Below are 16757 nucleotides of genomic sequence, written 5' to 3' on the forward strand. Positions count from 1 at the left end.
TATAAATTTATAATTGTATATGATTAGATGATGTAATCTAAGTAGAAGATAAAAAATATGACAATTACTACCAACTTAAAACAACTCTATGAAACCGATGAGAATTTATGGTTAGAAAAAACTGTTGAATTATTAAAACAGAAACAGTTTAACCAACTTGATTTAGAAAACTTAATTGAGGAATTAATCAGTTTGGGGAAAAGAGATTTAGCTAAAGCCAAAAGTCTTTTAAGGCAAATTATTATACATATATTATTACTTCAATATTGGCAGGTGGAATATGAAAGAAACTCTCGTCATTGGATTGGAGAAATTAAAACCTTTAGATATGACTTAAATAACCATTTAACGACGAATTTAATAAACAAGTTACAGGATGATTTAGAGAATATTTATCAAAGTGCGGTTGATTTTGTGAAAATTAAAACCGATTTAACTATTTTTCTAGAAAAGTGTCCTTACACTCTTGTAGAATTATTAGATGACAATTATTTACCTTAAATATATCAGTCTTATCTGATTTTTGTGAAATTAAAGCAGTACCAAGAGGTAATGTTTACGACGGGCTACGCCTACGCACTGTAAATCTATACTGCTAATTGGCAATCGCTTTCTGTAAGAATGCCTACTGACTTTAATTGCCTTAGCTAAATCAAGTAAAGCATTAGCATCAACCTTGGCAATTTTGCAGATTAATTTATAAGCTAAATTGAATTCTTTTTCTCTTCTCTCCTTCTCTTTTGGACTCAAAATTACTTCATCAAGTGATGAAATAATTGACTTGATTGATGTAACTGCTTCATGATCAATTTCTTCCTTATTTTCATTCCCATAAACACGAACTTTGGTAATCAATTCTGGATTGTCACTAAAAACATCAAGTGCATCTACTATTTTGCTTCTTTGTTCTCGATCCAGAAGTTCAAATTTTGTACCACCTAAATAATTTTCTTGACCCAACTGAACTAATTTTTTAATGGGAACGCTTGAAGGAAGAGCAATACTAGACTCAATTCTAAATGTTTTAGGAAGTAATTTGTATAACTCAATGACCTGTTTTTCATTAATTGGATATGGTGTATACTCTCCTTTTTCAGGTAAATAAATCGTTAAACTATCAACATTATTGCGAAATATGAAAAAATTCTCAATAATAGTATTCCGATGAATTTCTGGGATAATTTTTCTTAAGCTGTCTTGTTCAGGCTTCTTGAGATCAGCCCATTCAGAACCAAAATCAGGATATTTTAATTCATTGTGTTTAACTGTGAAAAAAGGAGAATAGCGGCAGAAATCACTCCGCTCAATATCTTTGCCGGATATAGCCTTTTCAATAGCACTTAACAAGTGAGATTTTCCAGATTCATTTGCACCAACAATTGTTGTAATTTTGGGATCAATGGAAACTTGAATATATGGGTAATAAGTATCACCTATCATTTCCCAATGTTTAGGTTTTCTATTCTCTTGTTTTCTCAGGAAGTCGTCATTGAAGGATTTATAGAAGCGAATGAAGACTGTCTTGAGATGCATAGGGTAAAATTTGATAGTACTATTGTGCTATTTGCGTAGCTTACTAAGTTATAACAGTTGTCATTACGTAATCAAGAAAAATTCAATAGATCAGGCTGTTGCATCACGCATCTGATCCAATCTAAATAACAAAATAAAAAGCCCACACCAGTGGGCTTTCTAAATCAATTAAGTTATTGCTTTACTTAGCGTTTCGCCAACTTCTTCGACATTTTCCGCAGACGAATAGATTGGGGTGTAACTTCCACCAATTCATCGGCGGCGATGTATTCCAAAGCACGCTCTAGGCTCATGTCTATCGGTGCTTGCAACTGAACCAATTCATCGCCACCAGCAGCCCGGTGGTTGGTTAACTGCTTGGTCTTACAAATATTTAGTTCCAAATCTTGAGAACGAGTGTGTTCTCCCACAATCATGCCTCTGTAAACCTTTGTGCCGGGAGTAATAAAGAATGCTCCTCTATCTTCAGCATTTCTCATGGCGTAGAACGTAGAAACACCTTCTTCAAAGGAGATTAAAACGCCTTTGTTACGGGCTTCAATATCACCACTAATTGGACGGTAGTCTAAGAAGCTGTGGTTCATGATGCCTTCACCACGAGTCATCCGCATGAATTCACCCCGGAAACCAATCAATCCACGGGCGGGAATGACAAACTCTAACTGGGTGCGATCGCCACTACCTGGTTGCATATCTTGCATTTCGCCTTTGCGTTGTCCCAGGCGTTCAATACAACTACCCACACCATCAGCAGGAATGTCTAACACCAAGAGTTCAAAAGGTTCGCAAGGTTGACCGTTGATTTCGCGGTAAATTACCTGTGGCTGAGATACCTGAAACTCGAACCCTTCCCGACGCATGGTTTCAATTAAGATACCCAGGTGGAGTTCTCCACGACCGGAAACGAGGAATTTATCTGGAGAATCGGTTTCTTCGACACGCAAAGCAACGTTGGTTTCAAGTTCGCGGAATAGGCGATCGCGTATTTGTCTTGATGTCACCAACTTGCCTTCTTGACCAGCAAAGGGCGAATCATTTACCCAGAAGGCCATTTGCAAGGTTGGTTCATCCACTTTAATTAGTGGTAAAGCTTGCGGTTGATTGGGGTCAGTAATTGTCTCCCCAATATAAGCATCAGCGAAACCAGCCACCGCCACAATATAACCTGCGGTTGCTTCTTCCATCTCTACGCGCTTCAGTCCATCAAAGCCCATCAACTTGGTAATTTTGCCCTTGACAATAGTACCATCTTCTGTTACTAAAGCAGCTTGTTGTCCTGAGCGGATAGTACCGTTGTGAATTCTGCCAATCACAATCCGTCCCAGATATTCAGAATAATCTAGGGTTGTAACTTGCAATTGCAGAGGCTTATTGCTGTCGCCTACTGGTGGTGGAACGTGTTGCAGAATCGCGTTAAACAGGGGTTGCATATCTACCGATTCTGCTTCTAAGCTTTCCTTAGCAAAACCTCCCATACCGGAGGCAAACAGATAGGTAAAATCACACTGGTCTTCATCTGCCCCTAATTCCAAGAACAGATCCAATACTTTATCAACAGCAACGTGGGGGTCAGTTTGACCACGATCAATTTTGTTGATGATAACAATGGGGCGTAGCCCTTTTTCTAAAGCTTTTTTCAGAACGAAGCGCGTTTGGGGCATGGGGCCTTCGTTGGCATCGACAATCAGAAGACATCCGTCAACCATGCCGAGTACGCGTTCAACTTCGCCGCCAAAGTCAGCGTGTCCAGGAGTATCAACAATATTGATTAGTGTATCTTTGTAGCGAACCGCCGTATTTTTGGACAGGATAGTAATACCCCGTTCCCGTTCTAGGGCGTTGGAGTCCATAACGCAATCCGGAACGTCTTCGCCTTCGCGGAAAATGCCGGATTGTTTGAGGAGTGCGTCAACCAGGGTGGTTTTGCCGTGGTCAACGTGGGCGATAATGGCGACGTTGCGAATTGGGAGCGTCATAGAAGCTTTTAGTGAACTCTAGAGAGGGTTTATTAGATTTACATTTGAATGCTAGGCTGTTTTAACAGAATTGGGGATAATCAGCAAATTCTGTAAAGAACCTTTAACAATTCTAGCGTAATCGTCACAATAGCGGTGAGGTTTGTCAAGGCTGCATAAGACAGAAAGTTAGGCAGCCTGAATCATGGGCTTAATGTTGAATTATTTACTCGATCAACTTAGAAAACTTAACTCAGGTAGTTGAAGAGTGGGTAAATGCCTAGTTAAAACTTCTAAGATATATCTTCTTCTGTAAATTAGTTTAACTTGTGCCATAATTGACACCAGCATTTTGGATTTTTAAATAATGGCTGCAATTGCAGAGTGGGAAATACACAATTGAAAAATAATTAGGTGAAGGTGGTTTTGCTATTACTTATCTCGCCAAAGATAATCACGGGCGGTACATTCTTATACTAATAATTTCCAATATTTATTTCTGGAAAATACAATTATTTGCTGATTATTTTTTACTTTTTTTTGATGTTATCAAATTGAAGAATATCAAAAAAAGTAAAGATTATCTATCTCAGGATATAGTTTAGATTTAAATATTATCTATCTAAAAGTATAAGAGCAGAAATTGTAACGAAAATTTTTGTTTCTCTACCCAGAGTTGTGAGCGTGATCGCTCAAAAGAAAGATGAAATCTCCTTAACCCCTATGTCAAAGTTATATAAAGTAATAATTATGAACACTTTGCCGAGGAGAACACGGATGGTAACTACTTTAGATGATACGAAACGCAATGCTATTGCTGTAAAATTGGCAAGTATCAAAGCACTTCAACAGTTGCTTATCGAAAATGAGCAATCGCTTTTGACCCAAGGGCTTGATGCTGAGATTGGCGATCGCATCCGCAATTTCCTTAAGGATGACGAAAAAAATCTTGGCATTCTAGAAACTGTAATTGGTCAGTATGGGATTCAGGCTGAACCCAAAAAAAATGTTACAGAATTCATTGAAAAAGCTCGTGAATTGTTCAAAGGTTCTGAGTTAAGCCTGTATGAAAAAGTATCTCAGCATGAATTGCTGAAACACCAAGTAGTAATGAGTGGCTTGATTGTTCATAAGGCTGCTCAAAAAGTTGGTGCTGATGTTTTGTTAGCGATTGGGCCCTTGAATACCATTAATTTTGAGAACCGCGCTCACCAAGAACAACTCAAAGGTATTCTGGAAATTCTGGGTGTTCGTGAATTAACTGGACAAGATGCAGATCAAGGAATTTGGGCGCGTGTTCAAGACGCTATGGCTGCGGTAAGTGGTGTAGTAGGTAGTGCTGTTACCCAAACCAGTGATAAAAGCGATCTGAACATCCAAGATGTTATCCGTCTGGATCACAACAAGGTAAATACCCTATTTACCGAACTCCTGCAAAGCGACAATCCCCAGAAGATTCAAGAGTACTTTGGTCAAATTTACAAGGATCTAACTGCTCACGCTGAAGCTGAAGAGGAAGTAGTCTACCCAAGAGTACGTCCTTTCTATGGTCAAGATAACACCCAAGAATTGTTTGACGAGCAAGCTGAGATGAAGCGGGTGTTAGATCAAATTAAAGCTATCAGCCCTTCTTCATCTGAATTCAAAGATCAAGTTACAAAGCTTATGGAAGCTGTTGGCGACCATATTCGTCAAGAAGAAAGCACAATGTTTGCTGCTATTCGTAACAATTTGAGCACCGATCAAAGTGAGCAACTGGCTACTGAATTCAAAGCCGCTAAGACCAGAATTCAAGAGAAATTAGGCGTTGTTAGCGAATCGAATGTGTAGAATGCTTTGGAGCTTTCTATATCCCCTAAAAAAGGTTAGTTAAACAAAAACTCCCAGTGCTGATGTGCTGGGAGTTTTTGTTTAAAAATTTTGCTGACAGTTTTGCTGACAGTATTTATAAGCGGTATATGCCATAGTTACAACGCCAGTGATAATAGCAGATTCATCAACTTCAAACTGGGGATGGTGTAAGGGGTGGTTAATAATTCTTTCTTTATAGCCGACACCCAAGCGAAACATGGAACCAGGGACGTGTTCCAAATACATAGAAAAATCTTCAGCACCAAGGGAAGGTTCAGGTAAGACTTGAACGCGATCGCTACTCCAAGCTTCTTCTGCGGCTGATTGTAACAATTGCGTTAGGGTATAATCATTTTGGACACTGGGTACACCCTGGCGATAATTGACTTGATATTTTGCCCCATAGGTATGGCAAACATTAGATACAATGTTTTCAATCCAGTTCGGCAGCTTGGCACGGGTTTCGGGATGGAGCGATCGCACGGTTCCCAATAACTGCACTTTATCAGCAATTATATTCGGCGCTCTGCCACCATTAATCTTACCTATGCTCAATACTACAGGACGCAAGGGATTCTGCGTCCGGCTGATGGCTTGTTGCATTGCAGTAATCACTTGGCAAGCTATCCAAATCGCATCAATCGCCTCATGGGGACGCGCCCCGTGCCCAGATTCTCCCATAATCAGAATCTCTAAATCATCAGCTGCGGCTGTTAATGCCCCGTAACGCACGCCAATAGATCCTGCGGGTATAGAAGGGAAAACATGAACCCCTAATACAGCTGAAACATTTTCCATCGCCCCATCTTTCACCATCCAGCTTGCTCCTTGAGCAATTTCCTCAGCTGGCTGAAATAAAAATCGCACTTTCCCACCCAACTCTTCAGCGATTTGGGATAATATCATTGCCGTTCCTAAGCCCACGGTGGTATGGACATCGTGACCGCAGGCGTGCATAATACCATCTGCACGAGAGGCATATTCTAAATTAGTGCCCTCTTGAATTGGCAAGGCATCCATATCGGTGCGAATTGCCAATAAATGGTCATTTTCGCTAGTGCCTTGCAGTTCTCCAATAACACCCGTTTTGCCAACTCCTTCTTGTACGTGCAGACCACTGGAAGATAAAACACCAGCCACAAAAGCTGCTGTTTGGTACTCTTGGCCGCTGAGTTCTGGGTGAGAGTGGATGTGGCGGCGAATTTCAATTAAGCGAGGCGCTAGTTTTGCTGCTAAGTCTTTAATACGGGTAAGCATCAATTTAATTAATCTGTAGGCTTTTTTTCCATGATAAAGAACTGTTAACAAACAAAATGCTTTTGCTATACAAGGATGAGTCAAGGAAAAAGCCGAGGGATAGGGAAGGATAATGCAGATAAGCGAGAAATAATCAATGCCTCACTCCGTACTCCCCATTCCCTACTCCCAGTTTATTTTGAATAACAGGTTGTGCCTCGAGTATTTTCGGGTTTAAACTCGTTACATTCTCTAGGATTCTGACGCTCTAACGACCAGCCATAAGGTTTGTCGGATGTAACAACACCATTAGCCATAGTTGTTAGTCGGAAGTTAGCCCCCCGAAAATTGGTAAACTGCAATTTGGCGTCTTTTAAGTTTGCTGCTTCCAAATTGGCGCTTATGAAACCGGCATTAGACAGATCGGCATTTTCCAGAGATGCTGATTTTAAATTTGCACCTGTTAACGAAGCACCACTGAGATTGACCGAATTCAAAAGCGCACCTTCTAAATTTGCACCAGTAAGATCGGCATTCGTAAGATTAGCTTCAGATAATGTAGCACCACTCAAGTCAGCCCCTCGCAAATTTGCTCCAGTTAGATTCAGTTTAGTTAGGTCAGCACCACTCAAATTACATCTAGGACAGGCACTTGTTACCTTCAGCTGATCCAAATCTAGCTGATTTAATGCAAGGGCTTGCTCTGCAAACCCAAAACAAGCTAACAGGGCAACGGTAGCAACAATCTTGAGTTTCATATTTTTTAGAGATATCCACAAAAATGACAAGTAACGTATATTGCGTATTGCCATAGTTACATATCTTTTTACAGATATCCACAAAAATGACAAGTGACGCATATTGCGTACTGTCATACTTACATATACTGCCTCCCTAAAGAACAACAGGGATGAAGCATTGATTAAGAAGGTGTAAAAATACTATAAATTCTGATGGTAAGACTACTCAAACTGAAATATAGGCTATAGAATCAAGTCGTAAGGAACTATACCGAATCTCTTATAGACTACCATATATGTGATCCCCCTAGCTCGATGAAAAACACGACTAGGGGGATCTTGTTTTTGAGCATTGGATTAACAGGAAAAGCAGAGGGGAGAAGGGATTTATAACCAATACGCCTGGTGGTTACTGTAAATTGGCTCATTTTTGACGGGTGTCGCGAAATTAGACCTCTAGCACTGCTTGGAGTGTGGCTGATAGCGAGACTCTGGCGTTCTTATAAGTTAAAGGATCGAGTATCTCAACGTCATTTCCAGGTTTGTCAGCCAGTTTGAAGAGTGCAGTTTGAGCCTGATTGATGCGTTGCTGTTGACCAGAGATGGCAACTAATGTAATAACAGAGAGTAAAGAAGACTGAACAAAGGTTTTAGTCCACTTGAGTGGACAGTACCTCTAATCCGCTAAAATTTATTTCTGGGTGGGCGATGATACTAATTGAGAATGCTGCAAAATCTCAGTTTTTGCGGTCTTTTATATTATTGTTTCTTGTAGCTGCAAATGGCTGTTGACTAGGGCAATAAGCTGTTAAAATTTGATTGCATTTACAGCCAATTGATTTATTTTCGTTTTTGTTACTCTTATAGGAAAAATAGTTCTCTTCAAAAAGAGTAGCATATTGTACAAAAAACTTGGACTTGCATAGCAGTATTAAGTTGTCTGAAAAAGTTTAGACAAAATGCCAGCATTCCAGAAAATTGATTGCTATATTAGATTAAATAACTATTCTGGCAAGGATTTAAAAGCTGTGCGGGATGATTTACAGGGCTTGGAAATTAGTCAGGATGAACTGCAAAAGCTGACTAATTTACCTGTCAATGATCAACTTTTAATCATTACAAATCCTCTAAAAAAGTTAGTAAAAATATACATCCAAAAAATTAAAAGCTCGGAAGGAGCAACTGTAATTTTTATTGGGTTTGCTACGTTTGTTTTTACTTATCTTTTATTTGATATATTTATAAAAATATTTGTAGCATGGATAACAATCCCATCCTGGACATTATTAATTATCTTAGGTATTTGGATTGGTGGTTTTACACAAACTATATTATATTTAATATGGAAAAGTAGAAGTAAAATTGTCAAATATCACATGACAAATTCTCTGCAAATCCTGTTAAACGATGTTGAAAGATATAATACTGTTATTAGAGCAATAGATATTAATGACCAAATAGAAGAAGCTGGTAATCCAGAAGTGCTTATAAAGGAAAGAGAGAATGTTATTGAAGCGCTAAAACTCACTAAATCAGATTTAGTTCGTGCTTTGAAGACAGAAAGAATTTTGAGGGAAAATAAGAGTTTTATCCTTAGTAATACAGAGCTATTCGTCAACAATTTAGCAACTTTAACAGCCATGCAAGTAAATGAACAGGCTACTGAGCATGGAAGATTACTCAATGAAGCATTACAGATTGCATTAGATGTGCAACACGAAATGAAAAGATTACAGACTCAGCGTTAAAACCAATATTTAGGGCAAACGTGTGTAAAAGAAGTGAGTTGGAGAATGGGTAAATGCTCTTTATAAGCCCATAGACGCTGCTAGGCGGGTTAGCTTACAATTTACTCGCAAGACATCCTCAATGGCTTTTTACATAATCTTTCCCACAGTTGCGATCGCCGGTCTAACATAAAGAATATCAAGAAAGCGATCCTTTATCGGCATGGACTGGAAAGAAGTCAGAGGCAACTGGGTAATCATTCCCCGAAATCCCATAGGTATCATCCATTTTTTAGGAGGTGCATTTGTCGCCACTGCACCGCACATCACTTATCGCTGGTTACTCGAACAATTGGCAAGTAAAGGTTATGTTGTAATTGCTACGCCTTTCGTCAACACCTTGGATCATACCGCGATCGCAAAATCTGTGCTGCTAAACTTTGACCGCACCCTCGAACGTTTACACGATTCTGGGGCATTACGCAAGCTTTACTACCCCATTTATGGCATTGGGCACAGTATGGGCTGTAAACTTCACTTGCTGATTGGTAGTCTCTTTAAAGTAGAACGCGCAGGCAATATTTTAATATCCTTCAACAACTACGCCGCTAAAGAAGCTATCCCCTTAGTAGAACAGTTCAATTCTACTTTTGCGATTGAGTTTACCCCCTCACCATTGGAAACCAACCAGCTTGTCCAAGAGCGTTACGACATTAGGCGCAATTTATTAATAAAATTTAGCAATGACACCATTGACCAATCCGCAGCTTTAAGCAAAATCTTGCAAGAACGCTTTGATCAGATGGTGACAATACAAACGTTACCAGGAACTCATACAACACCTCTAGGTCAAGACATTAAATGGCAAACGGGAACATCTTTCACCCCCTTTGATGCCTTAGGGCAATGGTTCAAACAAGAAGCATACCGCGACTTGAACCAGCTAAAAAATACTATCCTCTTGTGGGTGAATCCTCTTGCACCCCCATAATCTTTTATGACTATTGAAAAGTCATGAATTCGACAGAAAATATAAATGAGTTAGTAGTATTAATATACATATACTACTAACTCATGAGCCCATAAACTATTTTTATTTTCTATTTTTAGAGCAATAGCAATAATTTATTAATTAGTGTCTACTAAAATTTTTTATGTTTCAAATATTAATAATTGATGATGATTATTCAATAAGAACACTTCTGAAAAGGATGCTGGAAAAGCAGGGTTATCAGATAGTTACTGCCAGTAGCGGTGAAGAAGGGATAGAAAAGGCACTGGCTTATCGTCCAGCACTAATTATTTGTGATTGGATCATGCCGGGGTTAACTGGTCTAGAAGTCTGCCAACATATTAAGCAAGATCCTAAATTTTCCACTACATTCTTTATTTTATTAACATCTTTAGATTCGGTTGCCGATTGCGTCAAAGGTCTAGATGCTGGCGCTGATGATTTTATTTCTAAACCTATCGAGCATAATGAATTACAAGCACGCGTAAGAGCGGGATTACGTCTGCATCAGTTGAGTAGAGATTTGCAGGCTCAAAAGTTGCTTTTAGAATCAGAAATGTCAGAAGCCGCAGAATATGTGCGATCGCTACTGCCTTTTTCCATGACTGAACCCTTCAATATAAATTTCCGATTCATTCCCTCACGGCAACTCGGCGGTGACTGTTTCGATTACTATTGGCTCGATGATGATTGTCTGGCAATTTACTTACTTGATACTGCCGGACATGGACTCAAAGCTACTCTTCCCTCTGTTTCAGTGCTGAATCTGCTGCGTTCTCGTGCGCTCAAAGGCCTAAATTATTATCAACCTAGCGATGTGTTGAAGGCTTTGAATGATACCTTTCAAATGAATTATCAAAATGACAAATACTTTACGATTTGGTATGGAGTTTACAACCGAACTAACGGCCAGTTAATTTATGCTAGTGCAGGTCATCCACCAGCAGTTTTAGTAACTGGCACGTCTCCAAGAAAATCTGAAGTTCAACTATTAAAAACCACTGGTATGCCAGTTGGGATGTTTCCAGAAGCAAAATATGTTGATGGATTTTGCAATATTGAAAAATTCAGTACTCTTTATATTTTTAGTGATGGTGCTTATGAAATCACTAAATCAGATGGCACACTTTGGAGTTTGGATGCTTTTATTCAGCTACTAGTTAGCTTACAAAATCCGGTTGATTGCCAACTCGATCAGGTATTGAGTTATTTAATCGCTCTAAACTCCAAAGATGCTTTTGATGATGATTTATCTATCTTGCAAATTAAGTTTGATCAATTAAGTTTTGGAGACTAAAACCTGATTAAATGCGTCTTGACTAGGAAATATTTCAAATACTTTATCCATATTAGTCAGTTCAAATAAAATCCTGACTTGCTCATTAATTGAGCATAGAACAAGCTTACTATCTGCTGCCCGCAAGGTTTTAAAAGCTAATACTAAAGCCCCCAAACCGGAACTATCCATAAATGTTACATCTTGAAAATCAACTAACACAATTTTTGTACCCAATTTTAAACTTTCAGTAATATTTTGTCGAAAAGCTTGTGAAGTTGTGGCGTTTAAATTTCCAGCGAGCTTAATAATTTTCACTTGTTCTATCATAATTATGTCATGCTGATTTGTGTAAATGATGCTTTGATTTTGATATTATATACCCATCAGAGAAAATTAAAGATGCTTACAAGGAAAAATCATAATTTGCTGCTGAATATTTATTGATAAGTGATACTAGAAGAATAAGTAAGGATAAACTATAAACATTTTTATCTTATTGTTAATCAAAAACTAATTTTTATTTAACTAAATATTGCCTGATTACTAGCAAATGACTAACTAAGAATAACGGATATACATCTTCTCTTTAGAGGTTAATATTGAACTATAAGTAAAAATTCCAGCTTTCCGGATAATTTGCTAAAGATTTTTGCAAAACTGAAATTTGTTCAATAAACATTATCAAAATAGCCTGTAAAGGTAGGCTTCGTTTATGTAACCCAGACTTCCAGTCTGAGGGAATTAATGGGCAACTTTGTATGATAATAATTAGCATTTACATTTATTTATGTCCGATTACTTACATAATTGCAATAATTCCTGTCTAGATGAAGAAACTTTAGCAAAAAAACTTGGTTTTAGCAGCCATACGGTTCAAATAAGCGGTTTTGTAGCTCAGGCGGGGAGGCGGCTACCTGGCTTTAGACACGAGGGAATTACGCCAACAAATATAAGCCTTTAAAGCTTTGAGAGCATTCGAGGAAGGTGAAAATTTTCCTTCTAGCTCTCTCTAAGAGGACTTACTTTAGCTCGATAAAGCAGCTTCTCACCTTGAAGGTAGCCAGTATAGCGTACCTTGACTAATTCTCCAGGTTGTGCAGTTCCCTCCATCAATTGGTGCCGTTGGGGATCATAAGGTAATTCTGCCCCCACGGGTGCGATCGCTTCTACCCCCCACGCCTCTAAAAGCTTTTCTAAAGGTTTTTGCACCAACGGTACTATTTTGACTGCTGCTAGCTGGGGATTCTCCTGCGCTTTCTGTGCTGCGGTTGGCCATTGCAATAATAAAGACTCCAGCAGTTGCAAACTCGACTGCTGGAGTTCTTGTAGTAATAGTTCTCGCTGTTGTTCTAATTGAAGTTGCGATCGCTGGTACTCTTTTCTTAAATCTGCAATTTCTTCTAATAACTCCTGAGTAGGCGCTGCTTTCTCTGAAAAGAATTCTACGGTTGAAAAAGTTGCGATTAATTCATTCAATGAAATTTGTAGTACTGGCGACAGCTTAAGCAGTACATCTACCCGCATCTGCTTTAGCTTTCCTTGGCGTAACCGCAAAAGTTGACGCTCTGAGACACGAGCAGCACGACTCAGGGCTTTGAAACTAGGAATCCCTACCTGTTGCATTAAATCTTGCAACTTTTGGGAATTGGGCATTGGGAATTGGGCATTGGGCATTGGGAATTGGGAATTAGGCATTGGGCATTGAAAAGAGGCAGAGGGGCGGGGGGCAGGGGGCAGAAGGCAAATTCTTCTCCCTTGCTCCCTGCTCTCTGCCCCCTGCTTCTTCCCCATTCCCCAATACTATTCTTCCAGTAAACTTCTCAACATCCAAGCTGTTTTTTCGTGTACTTGCATCCGTTGAGTTAATAAATCGGCCGTAGGTTCGTCATTAACTTCCTCCAACACAGGGAAAATAGACCGTGCAGTTCGGACTACGGCTTCTTGTCCTTCCACTAATAAAGCGATCATTTCCACAGCTTTCGGAACGCCAGGAGTTTCTGGAATCGAACTCAGTTTGGCATATTCGCTGTAAGTTCCTGGCGCAGGATAGCCAAGCGCTCTAATCCTCTCGGCAATTAAATCAACTGCTAAAGCTAATTCTGTATACTGTGTCTCAAACATCAAATGCAATGTTTGGAACATCGGCCCCGTTACATTCCAATGGAAGTTATGAGTTTTCAGATAAAGTGTATAAGTGTCAGCCAACAAGCGAGATAAACCCTCGGCAATTTTAGCCCTACTCGCCTCGTCAATGCCTATATTTACATTTTTGACTGTTACTTTGGATGACATAATTTTCTCCTAATTAGGTTATATGTTATTGGGGATTGGAAATTGGGGATTGGAAATTGGGATTGGCCATTGGGCAAAGAGAAAATTCTTCTTTCTTGCTCCCTGCTCCCCACTCCCCATTCCCATTCTCTATGCCAAGTGCATCTTTAAAACGCTGCGGGGTGCTTTACGAACTCTGGCTAAAACGGTTTCTTTGCCTAAACGCTGGCAAGCCTCATACCGATGGCAACCAGAAAAGCCATAATATTGTCCATCTACTTCTAAGACATCTATAGGTTCTTGCTGCCCAATCTCCGCAATCGATTCCATTAAGGCTTGCACTTTATTTGGATCGTTTGCACGAGGCAATGGCCGTTTTATCTGATTTAATGGAATTTCTTGGACTCTAACCATAAAGAGTTTATCCAACTAGTTCTGTTTTGTGTCTCTAAATAAATCATAGTCATTATGACTACGCTTTGCAACTAATTTGGCAAAACTGCTAATGGTATCATTGGAGCACTCATGCGACAAAAAAACCGCACTACAAAGCAATCGGAAAATCAGCTCCAACACCGCATTAAGGGGCAGAAGACAATCGATTCCTCGCTATCGCAACTCTTGGAAATGCTGCGCCTAGCTTGCTTCCCCGTAGGGGTTCGCTATCAGGTAGCCATGAAATTTTCGCTCTGGCGTTTTTCCCACACTGTGCTGACCACATTTTGTCTATTGGGACTAACTGCTGCATCAGCGCCTGAGAGTAACATTCAGGGTATGGAACTGAAAATTGGGATTGTGCAGCGATTTGGCTCACAACCCACAGCCAAGCTGCAACTAGAACCTACAAAAGGCGATCGCTTAAAGCTAAAATTTCTTGCAGGCAACAAGCAGCAAACCTTGGTTACCAAGAATCCTGTAAAGCTGGAAACAGTCATGCAAGCTTTACCCCAGCCAACAGTTGAGGAAGTGGTAGTTTTAGGCACTTATCGCACCTTTGAAACTGCGGAAGACAGTGCTAATAAATGGCGTTCTCAAGGAATGGAAGTAGAAATAGCCCAGCCTGAACGCTGGCAGGTTTGGGCAAAACGCGATGTTTATAGCACTCCTTTACTACGAAGGTTGCTATTGCAGAACATCCAAGCTTCTACTAAAGAAAAAGTATATCTTGATACTAAAGTTTTAAAACAAGTACCGCGAGTTAGTTGGGTGGTGGATGGTAAGCGCTATAGCCCAAATGATTTGGAAATCAGTACTGATAAAAACTTGATTCGGGTGAATAAAAGCGAAAAACAAGAATTTGCTCGTCTTTATGCTGGGCGAATGAATTTGCAGCCAAATGCTTATGGCACATACACTTTAGTTAACCAAGTTCCTTTAGAAACTTATTTGCGTGGGGTTGTGCCTTACGAAATAGGCACAGATGCACCAACAGCTGCGCTAGAAGCCCAGGCAATTCTGGCTCGGACTTATGCTTTAAGAAATTTACGCAGGTTTGCAGCAGATAACTATCAGTTGTGTGCTGATACTCACTGCCAAGTTTATTATGGCCTGAATGGAGCAGCCGCCAAAACAGATAAAGCGATCGCCTCAACCAGGGGTAAGGTAGTAACCTATAAAAACGAACTAGTAGATGCCCTTTATTCTTCTACTACTGGTGGCGTTACCGCCTCCTTCAGCGATGTCTGGAATGGTGACGATCGTCCCTATCTGCGCCCTGTACTGGATGCTGCAACTAATTTTTGGGACTTGTCTAAGCAGAGTTTAGCAGATGAAAATAACTTCCAAAAATTTATTAATACGCAAGAAGGATTTAATGAAAGCAAGTGGGATATGTTTCGTTGGCATAAGGAAACCCCTTTAAAGGATATTACCAAGGACTTGCAGAAATTTTTGCAGGTGAAAAAGAGTCCTTATGCCAAATTTAAGACAATTCAGGCTATGGCAGTAGTGAAGCGAAGCCAGAGTGGGCGTATCCTTGAACTTGCCGTTAAAACTGACAATAGTAACTTTGTTCTCCACAAAGACGAAGTTCGTAGTGCCTTTGCTGCTCCTAGAAGTACTCTATTTTACATAGAACCCCTGAATAAAGGAAAACCCGATCTGTGGGGATACGCTTTTATTGGTGGTGGATTAGGACATGGAGTCGGCTTGAGTCAAACTGGCGCTCAAAATTTAGCTAAATTAGGTTGGTCAAGTCCAAAAATTCTCCAATTCTACTATCCTGGTACTCAGATTCAAATTTTCAGCAAAGAGACTAAACTTTAAGCTAATCAGAAAATTCCATACTTAAACCAGTTCGCAATGGGCTACGCCCCGGTAGGCTAACGCAATTACATTTTCTGACGGAGATTTATACCTCTACACTTTCACACGCTGCTTGATAGAAGCAGGGGGACTAAACCCTTAACTAGGTTAAAAAATCAAGCAGGAACAAAAAATTTACTGTGTTCCTGCCCAACACGAAATCAGGCTTTTTGTCAAAGTCGCTTTATAGACACGGCATTAAAAGGGCGTTGACACTAGATGTGATGCTTCTATTTTTTCAACATCACTAATTGCAAGAGGTTTATTGTTGAGGGGCTTAAGTCTTAGTAGAGTTCTTCTTCTTTGTGAGTTTCAATTGTCACGTCAGAGGTTGGGTAAGCGACACAGGTCAGTACATATCCAGCTTGTATTTGATCGTCATCTAAGAATGACTGGTCACTCTGATCAACAGTACCCGTTACCAGTTTACCTGCACAGGTGGAGCAAGCACCAGCGCGGCAAGAGTAAGGTAGGTCAAGACCTTGTTCTTCAGCAGCGTCTAGAATATATTCATCATCAGGAACGTCAATTGTTGTGTTAAGTCCTTCAGCCTCGTTGATTAGTGTCACTTTATAGGTTGGCATTGACTAATCCTCTGTTTTGCAAACGGTAGTATAAGTTATGTTTAGGCAAAGATCACGGCTGTTCTGTGGGATTAGCCGTTGGTTCAAATTTGCTTCAATTCTGATACTACGAGAAAAATTAAACTATGTAACTGGAAATTGAACCCGATTAGTAATGAAATTTAGTTGCTTAATCCTGATAAGTTTTATTTATATTATTTCCGGCACTAGTCAGGCTGTAATTAGAAAAAGTTATATTAATAGATAAAAAATATGAATATGATTA

Annotated in this window: 15 protein-coding genes; 6 read left to right on the top strand and 9 right to left on the bottom strand. The window is 39.6% G+C overall.

Features of this window, described 5'->3' with window-relative positions:
* Window positions 1–57: 57 nt before the first annotated feature.
* Window positions 58–501 (top strand): DUF29 domain-containing protein, encoded by a 444-nt coding sequence (locus tag LC608_RS05920; RefSeq protein WP_229552649.1) that lies wholly within the window; start codon window positions 58–60, stop codon window positions 499–501.
* Between the two features lie 30 nt (window positions 502–531).
* On the opposite strand, the gene LC608_RS05925 is transcribed toward LC608_RS05920, so the two are convergent.
* Together LC608_RS05925 and typA are read right to left on the bottom strand one after the other, a co-directional pair.
* Window positions 532–1440, bottom strand: a complete 909-nt coding sequence (locus LC608_RS05925; RefSeq protein ID WP_229552650.1) for an ATP-binding protein — start codon at window positions 1438–1440, stop codon at window positions 532–534.
* 278 nt (window positions 1441–1718) lie between these two features.
* Window positions 1719–3509: a translational GTPase TypA gene (gene typA, locus LC608_RS05930; protein WP_229552651.1), complete on the bottom strand. Its 1791-nt coding sequence runs from the start codon at window positions 3507–3509 to the stop codon at window positions 1719–1721.
* 756 nt (window positions 3510–4265) lie between these two features.
* Here typA and LC608_RS05935 point away from each other — a divergent pair.
* Window positions 4266–5318, top strand: a complete 1053-nt coding sequence (locus tag LC608_RS05935; RefSeq protein ID WP_229552652.1) for a hemerythrin domain-containing protein — start codon at window positions 4266–4268, stop codon at window positions 5316–5318.
* An 81-nt stretch (window positions 5319–5399) separates the two neighbouring features.
* Here the strand turns inward: LC608_RS05935 and LC608_RS05940 are convergent, their stop codons facing one another.
* Window positions 5400–6596 (bottom strand): M20 family metallopeptidase, encoded by a 1197-nt coding sequence (locus LC608_RS05940; protein WP_229552653.1) that lies wholly within the window; start codon window positions 6594–6596, stop codon window positions 5400–5402.
* A gap of 173 nt (window positions 6597–6769) precedes the next feature.
* On the bottom strand, window positions 6770–7333 hold the full coding sequence (locus tag LC608_RS05945; RefSeq protein WP_229552923.1) for a pentapeptide repeat-containing protein: 564 nt from the start codon (window positions 7331–7333) through the stop codon (window positions 6770–6772).
* A 1010-nt stretch (window positions 7334–8343) separates the two neighbouring features.
* Here LC608_RS05945 and LC608_RS05950 point away from each other — a divergent pair.
* From LC608_RS05950 to LC608_RS05960, 3 genes are all read left to right on the top strand, one after another.
* Window positions 8344–9063: a hypothetical protein gene (locus LC608_RS05950; RefSeq protein ID WP_229552924.1), complete on the top strand. Its 720-nt coding sequence runs from the start codon at window positions 8344–8346 to the stop codon at window positions 9061–9063.
* 202 nt (window positions 9064–9265) lie between these two features.
* Window positions 9266–10033, top strand: coding sequence for a DUF1350 family protein (locus tag LC608_RS05955; RefSeq protein ID WP_229552654.1), 768 nt, complete (start codon window positions 9266–9268; stop codon window positions 10031–10033).
* Window positions 10034–10196: 163 nt separating this feature from the next.
* Complete coding sequence (locus tag LC608_RS05960) at window positions 10197–11351, top strand: PP2C family protein-serine/threonine phosphatase (RefSeq protein ID WP_229552655.1); 1155 nt, start codon at window positions 10197–10199, stop codon at window positions 11349–11351.
* Here LC608_RS05960 and LC608_RS05965 read toward each other — a convergent pair.
* The 4 genes from LC608_RS05965 to LC608_RS05980 form a co-directional block, all read right to left on the bottom strand.
* On the bottom strand, window positions 11334–11660 hold the full coding sequence (locus LC608_RS05965) for an STAS domain-containing protein (protein ID WP_229552656.1): 327 nt from the start codon (window positions 11658–11660) through the stop codon (window positions 11334–11336). The two genes, LC608_RS05960 and LC608_RS05965, sit on opposite strands and share 18 nt — an antisense overlap.
* A 672-nt stretch (window positions 11661–12332) precedes the next feature.
* Window positions 12333–13028 (bottom strand): nucleotide exchange factor GrpE, encoded by a 696-nt coding sequence (gene grpE, locus LC608_RS05970; RefSeq protein WP_374108376.1) that lies wholly within the window; start codon window positions 13026–13028, stop codon window positions 12333–12335.
* A 105-nt stretch (window positions 13029–13133) separates the two neighbouring features.
* Entirely contained in the window at window positions 13134–13625 is a 492-nt protein-coding gene (locus LC608_RS05975) for a Dps family protein (RefSeq protein WP_229552657.1), read from the bottom strand.
* A gap of 129 nt (window positions 13626–13754) precedes the next feature.
* Window positions 13755–14018, bottom strand: coding sequence for a ParB N-terminal domain-containing protein (locus LC608_RS05980; RefSeq protein ID WP_012410090.1), 264 nt, complete (start codon window positions 14016–14018; stop codon window positions 13755–13757).
* Window positions 14019–14129: 111 nt separating this feature from the next.
* On the opposite strand from LC608_RS05980, the gene LC608_RS05985 reads away from it, so the two are divergent.
* Window positions 14130–15869 (top strand): SpoIID/LytB domain-containing protein, encoded by a 1740-nt coding sequence (locus tag LC608_RS05985; RefSeq protein ID WP_374108377.1) that lies wholly within the window; start codon window positions 14130–14132, stop codon window positions 15867–15869.
* A gap of 323 nt (window positions 15870–16192) precedes the next feature.
* On the opposite strand, the gene LC608_RS05990 is transcribed toward LC608_RS05985, so the two are convergent.
* Complete coding sequence (locus LC608_RS05990; RefSeq protein ID WP_229552658.1) at window positions 16193–16492, bottom strand: ferredoxin; 300 nt, start codon at window positions 16490–16492, stop codon at window positions 16193–16195.
* Window positions 16493–16757 lie beyond the last annotated feature (265 nt).

The organism is Nostoc sp. XA010, from assembly GCF_020829625.1.
In the GTDB taxonomy this organism is placed as follows: Bacteria; Cyanobacteriota; Cyanobacteriia; order Cyanobacteriales; family Nostocaceae; genus Nostoc.

What these genes read in the sequence shown, in the direction of transcription:
- grpE (WP_374108376.1), bottom strand. Translation starts at nt 13,028, where the DNA reads ATGCCTAATTCCCAATTCCCAATGCCCAATGCCCAATTCCCAATGCCC.
- LC608_RS05925 (WP_229552650.1), bottom strand. Translation starts at nt 1,440, where the DNA reads ATGATAGGTGATACTTATTACCCATATATTCAAGTTTCCATTGATCCC.
- LC608_RS05955 (WP_229552654.1), top strand. Translation starts at nt 9,266, where the DNA reads ATGGACTGGAAAGAAGTCAGAGGCAACTGGGTAATCATTCCCCGAAAT.
- LC608_RS05975 (WP_229552657.1), bottom strand. Translation starts at nt 13,625, where the DNA reads ATGTCATCCAAAGTAACAGTCAAAAATGTAAATATAGGCATTGACGAG.
- typA (WP_229552651.1), bottom strand. Translation starts at nt 3,509, where the DNA reads ATGACGCTCCCAATTCGCAACGTCGCCATTATCGCCCACGTTGACCAC.
- LC608_RS05960 (WP_229552655.1), top strand. Translation starts at nt 10,197, where the DNA reads ATGTTTCAAATATTAATAATTGATGATGATTATTCAATAAGAACACTT.
- LC608_RS05935 (WP_229552652.1), top strand. Translation starts at nt 4,266, where the DNA reads ATGGTAACTACTTTAGATGATACGAAACGCAATGCTATTGCTGTAAAA.
- LC608_RS05945 (WP_229552923.1), bottom strand. Translation starts at nt 7,333, where the DNA reads ATGAAACTCAAGATTGTTGCTACCGTTGCCCTGTTAGCTTGTTTTGGG.
- LC608_RS05985 (WP_374108377.1), top strand. Translation starts at nt 14,130, where the DNA reads ATGCGACAAAAAAACCGCACTACAAAGCAATCGGAAAATCAGCTCCAA.
- LC608_RS05990 (WP_229552658.1), bottom strand. Translation starts at nt 16,492, where the DNA reads ATGCCAACCTATAAAGTGACACTAATCAACGAGGCTGAAGGACTTAAC.
- LC608_RS05920 (WP_229552649.1), top strand. Translation starts at nt 58, where the DNA reads ATGACAATTACTACCAACTTAAAACAACTCTATGAAACCGATGAGAAT.
- LC608_RS05940 (WP_229552653.1), bottom strand. Translation starts at nt 6,596, where the DNA reads ATGCTTACCCGTATTAAAGACTTAGCAGCAAAACTAGCGCCTCGCTTA.
- LC608_RS05980 (WP_012410090.1), bottom strand. Translation starts at nt 14,018, where the DNA reads ATGGTTAGAGTCCAAGAAATTCCATTAAATCAGATAAAACGGCCATTG.
- LC608_RS05965 (WP_229552656.1), bottom strand. Translation starts at nt 11,660, where the DNA reads ATGATAGAACAAGTGAAAATTATTAAGCTCGCTGGAAATTTAAACGCC.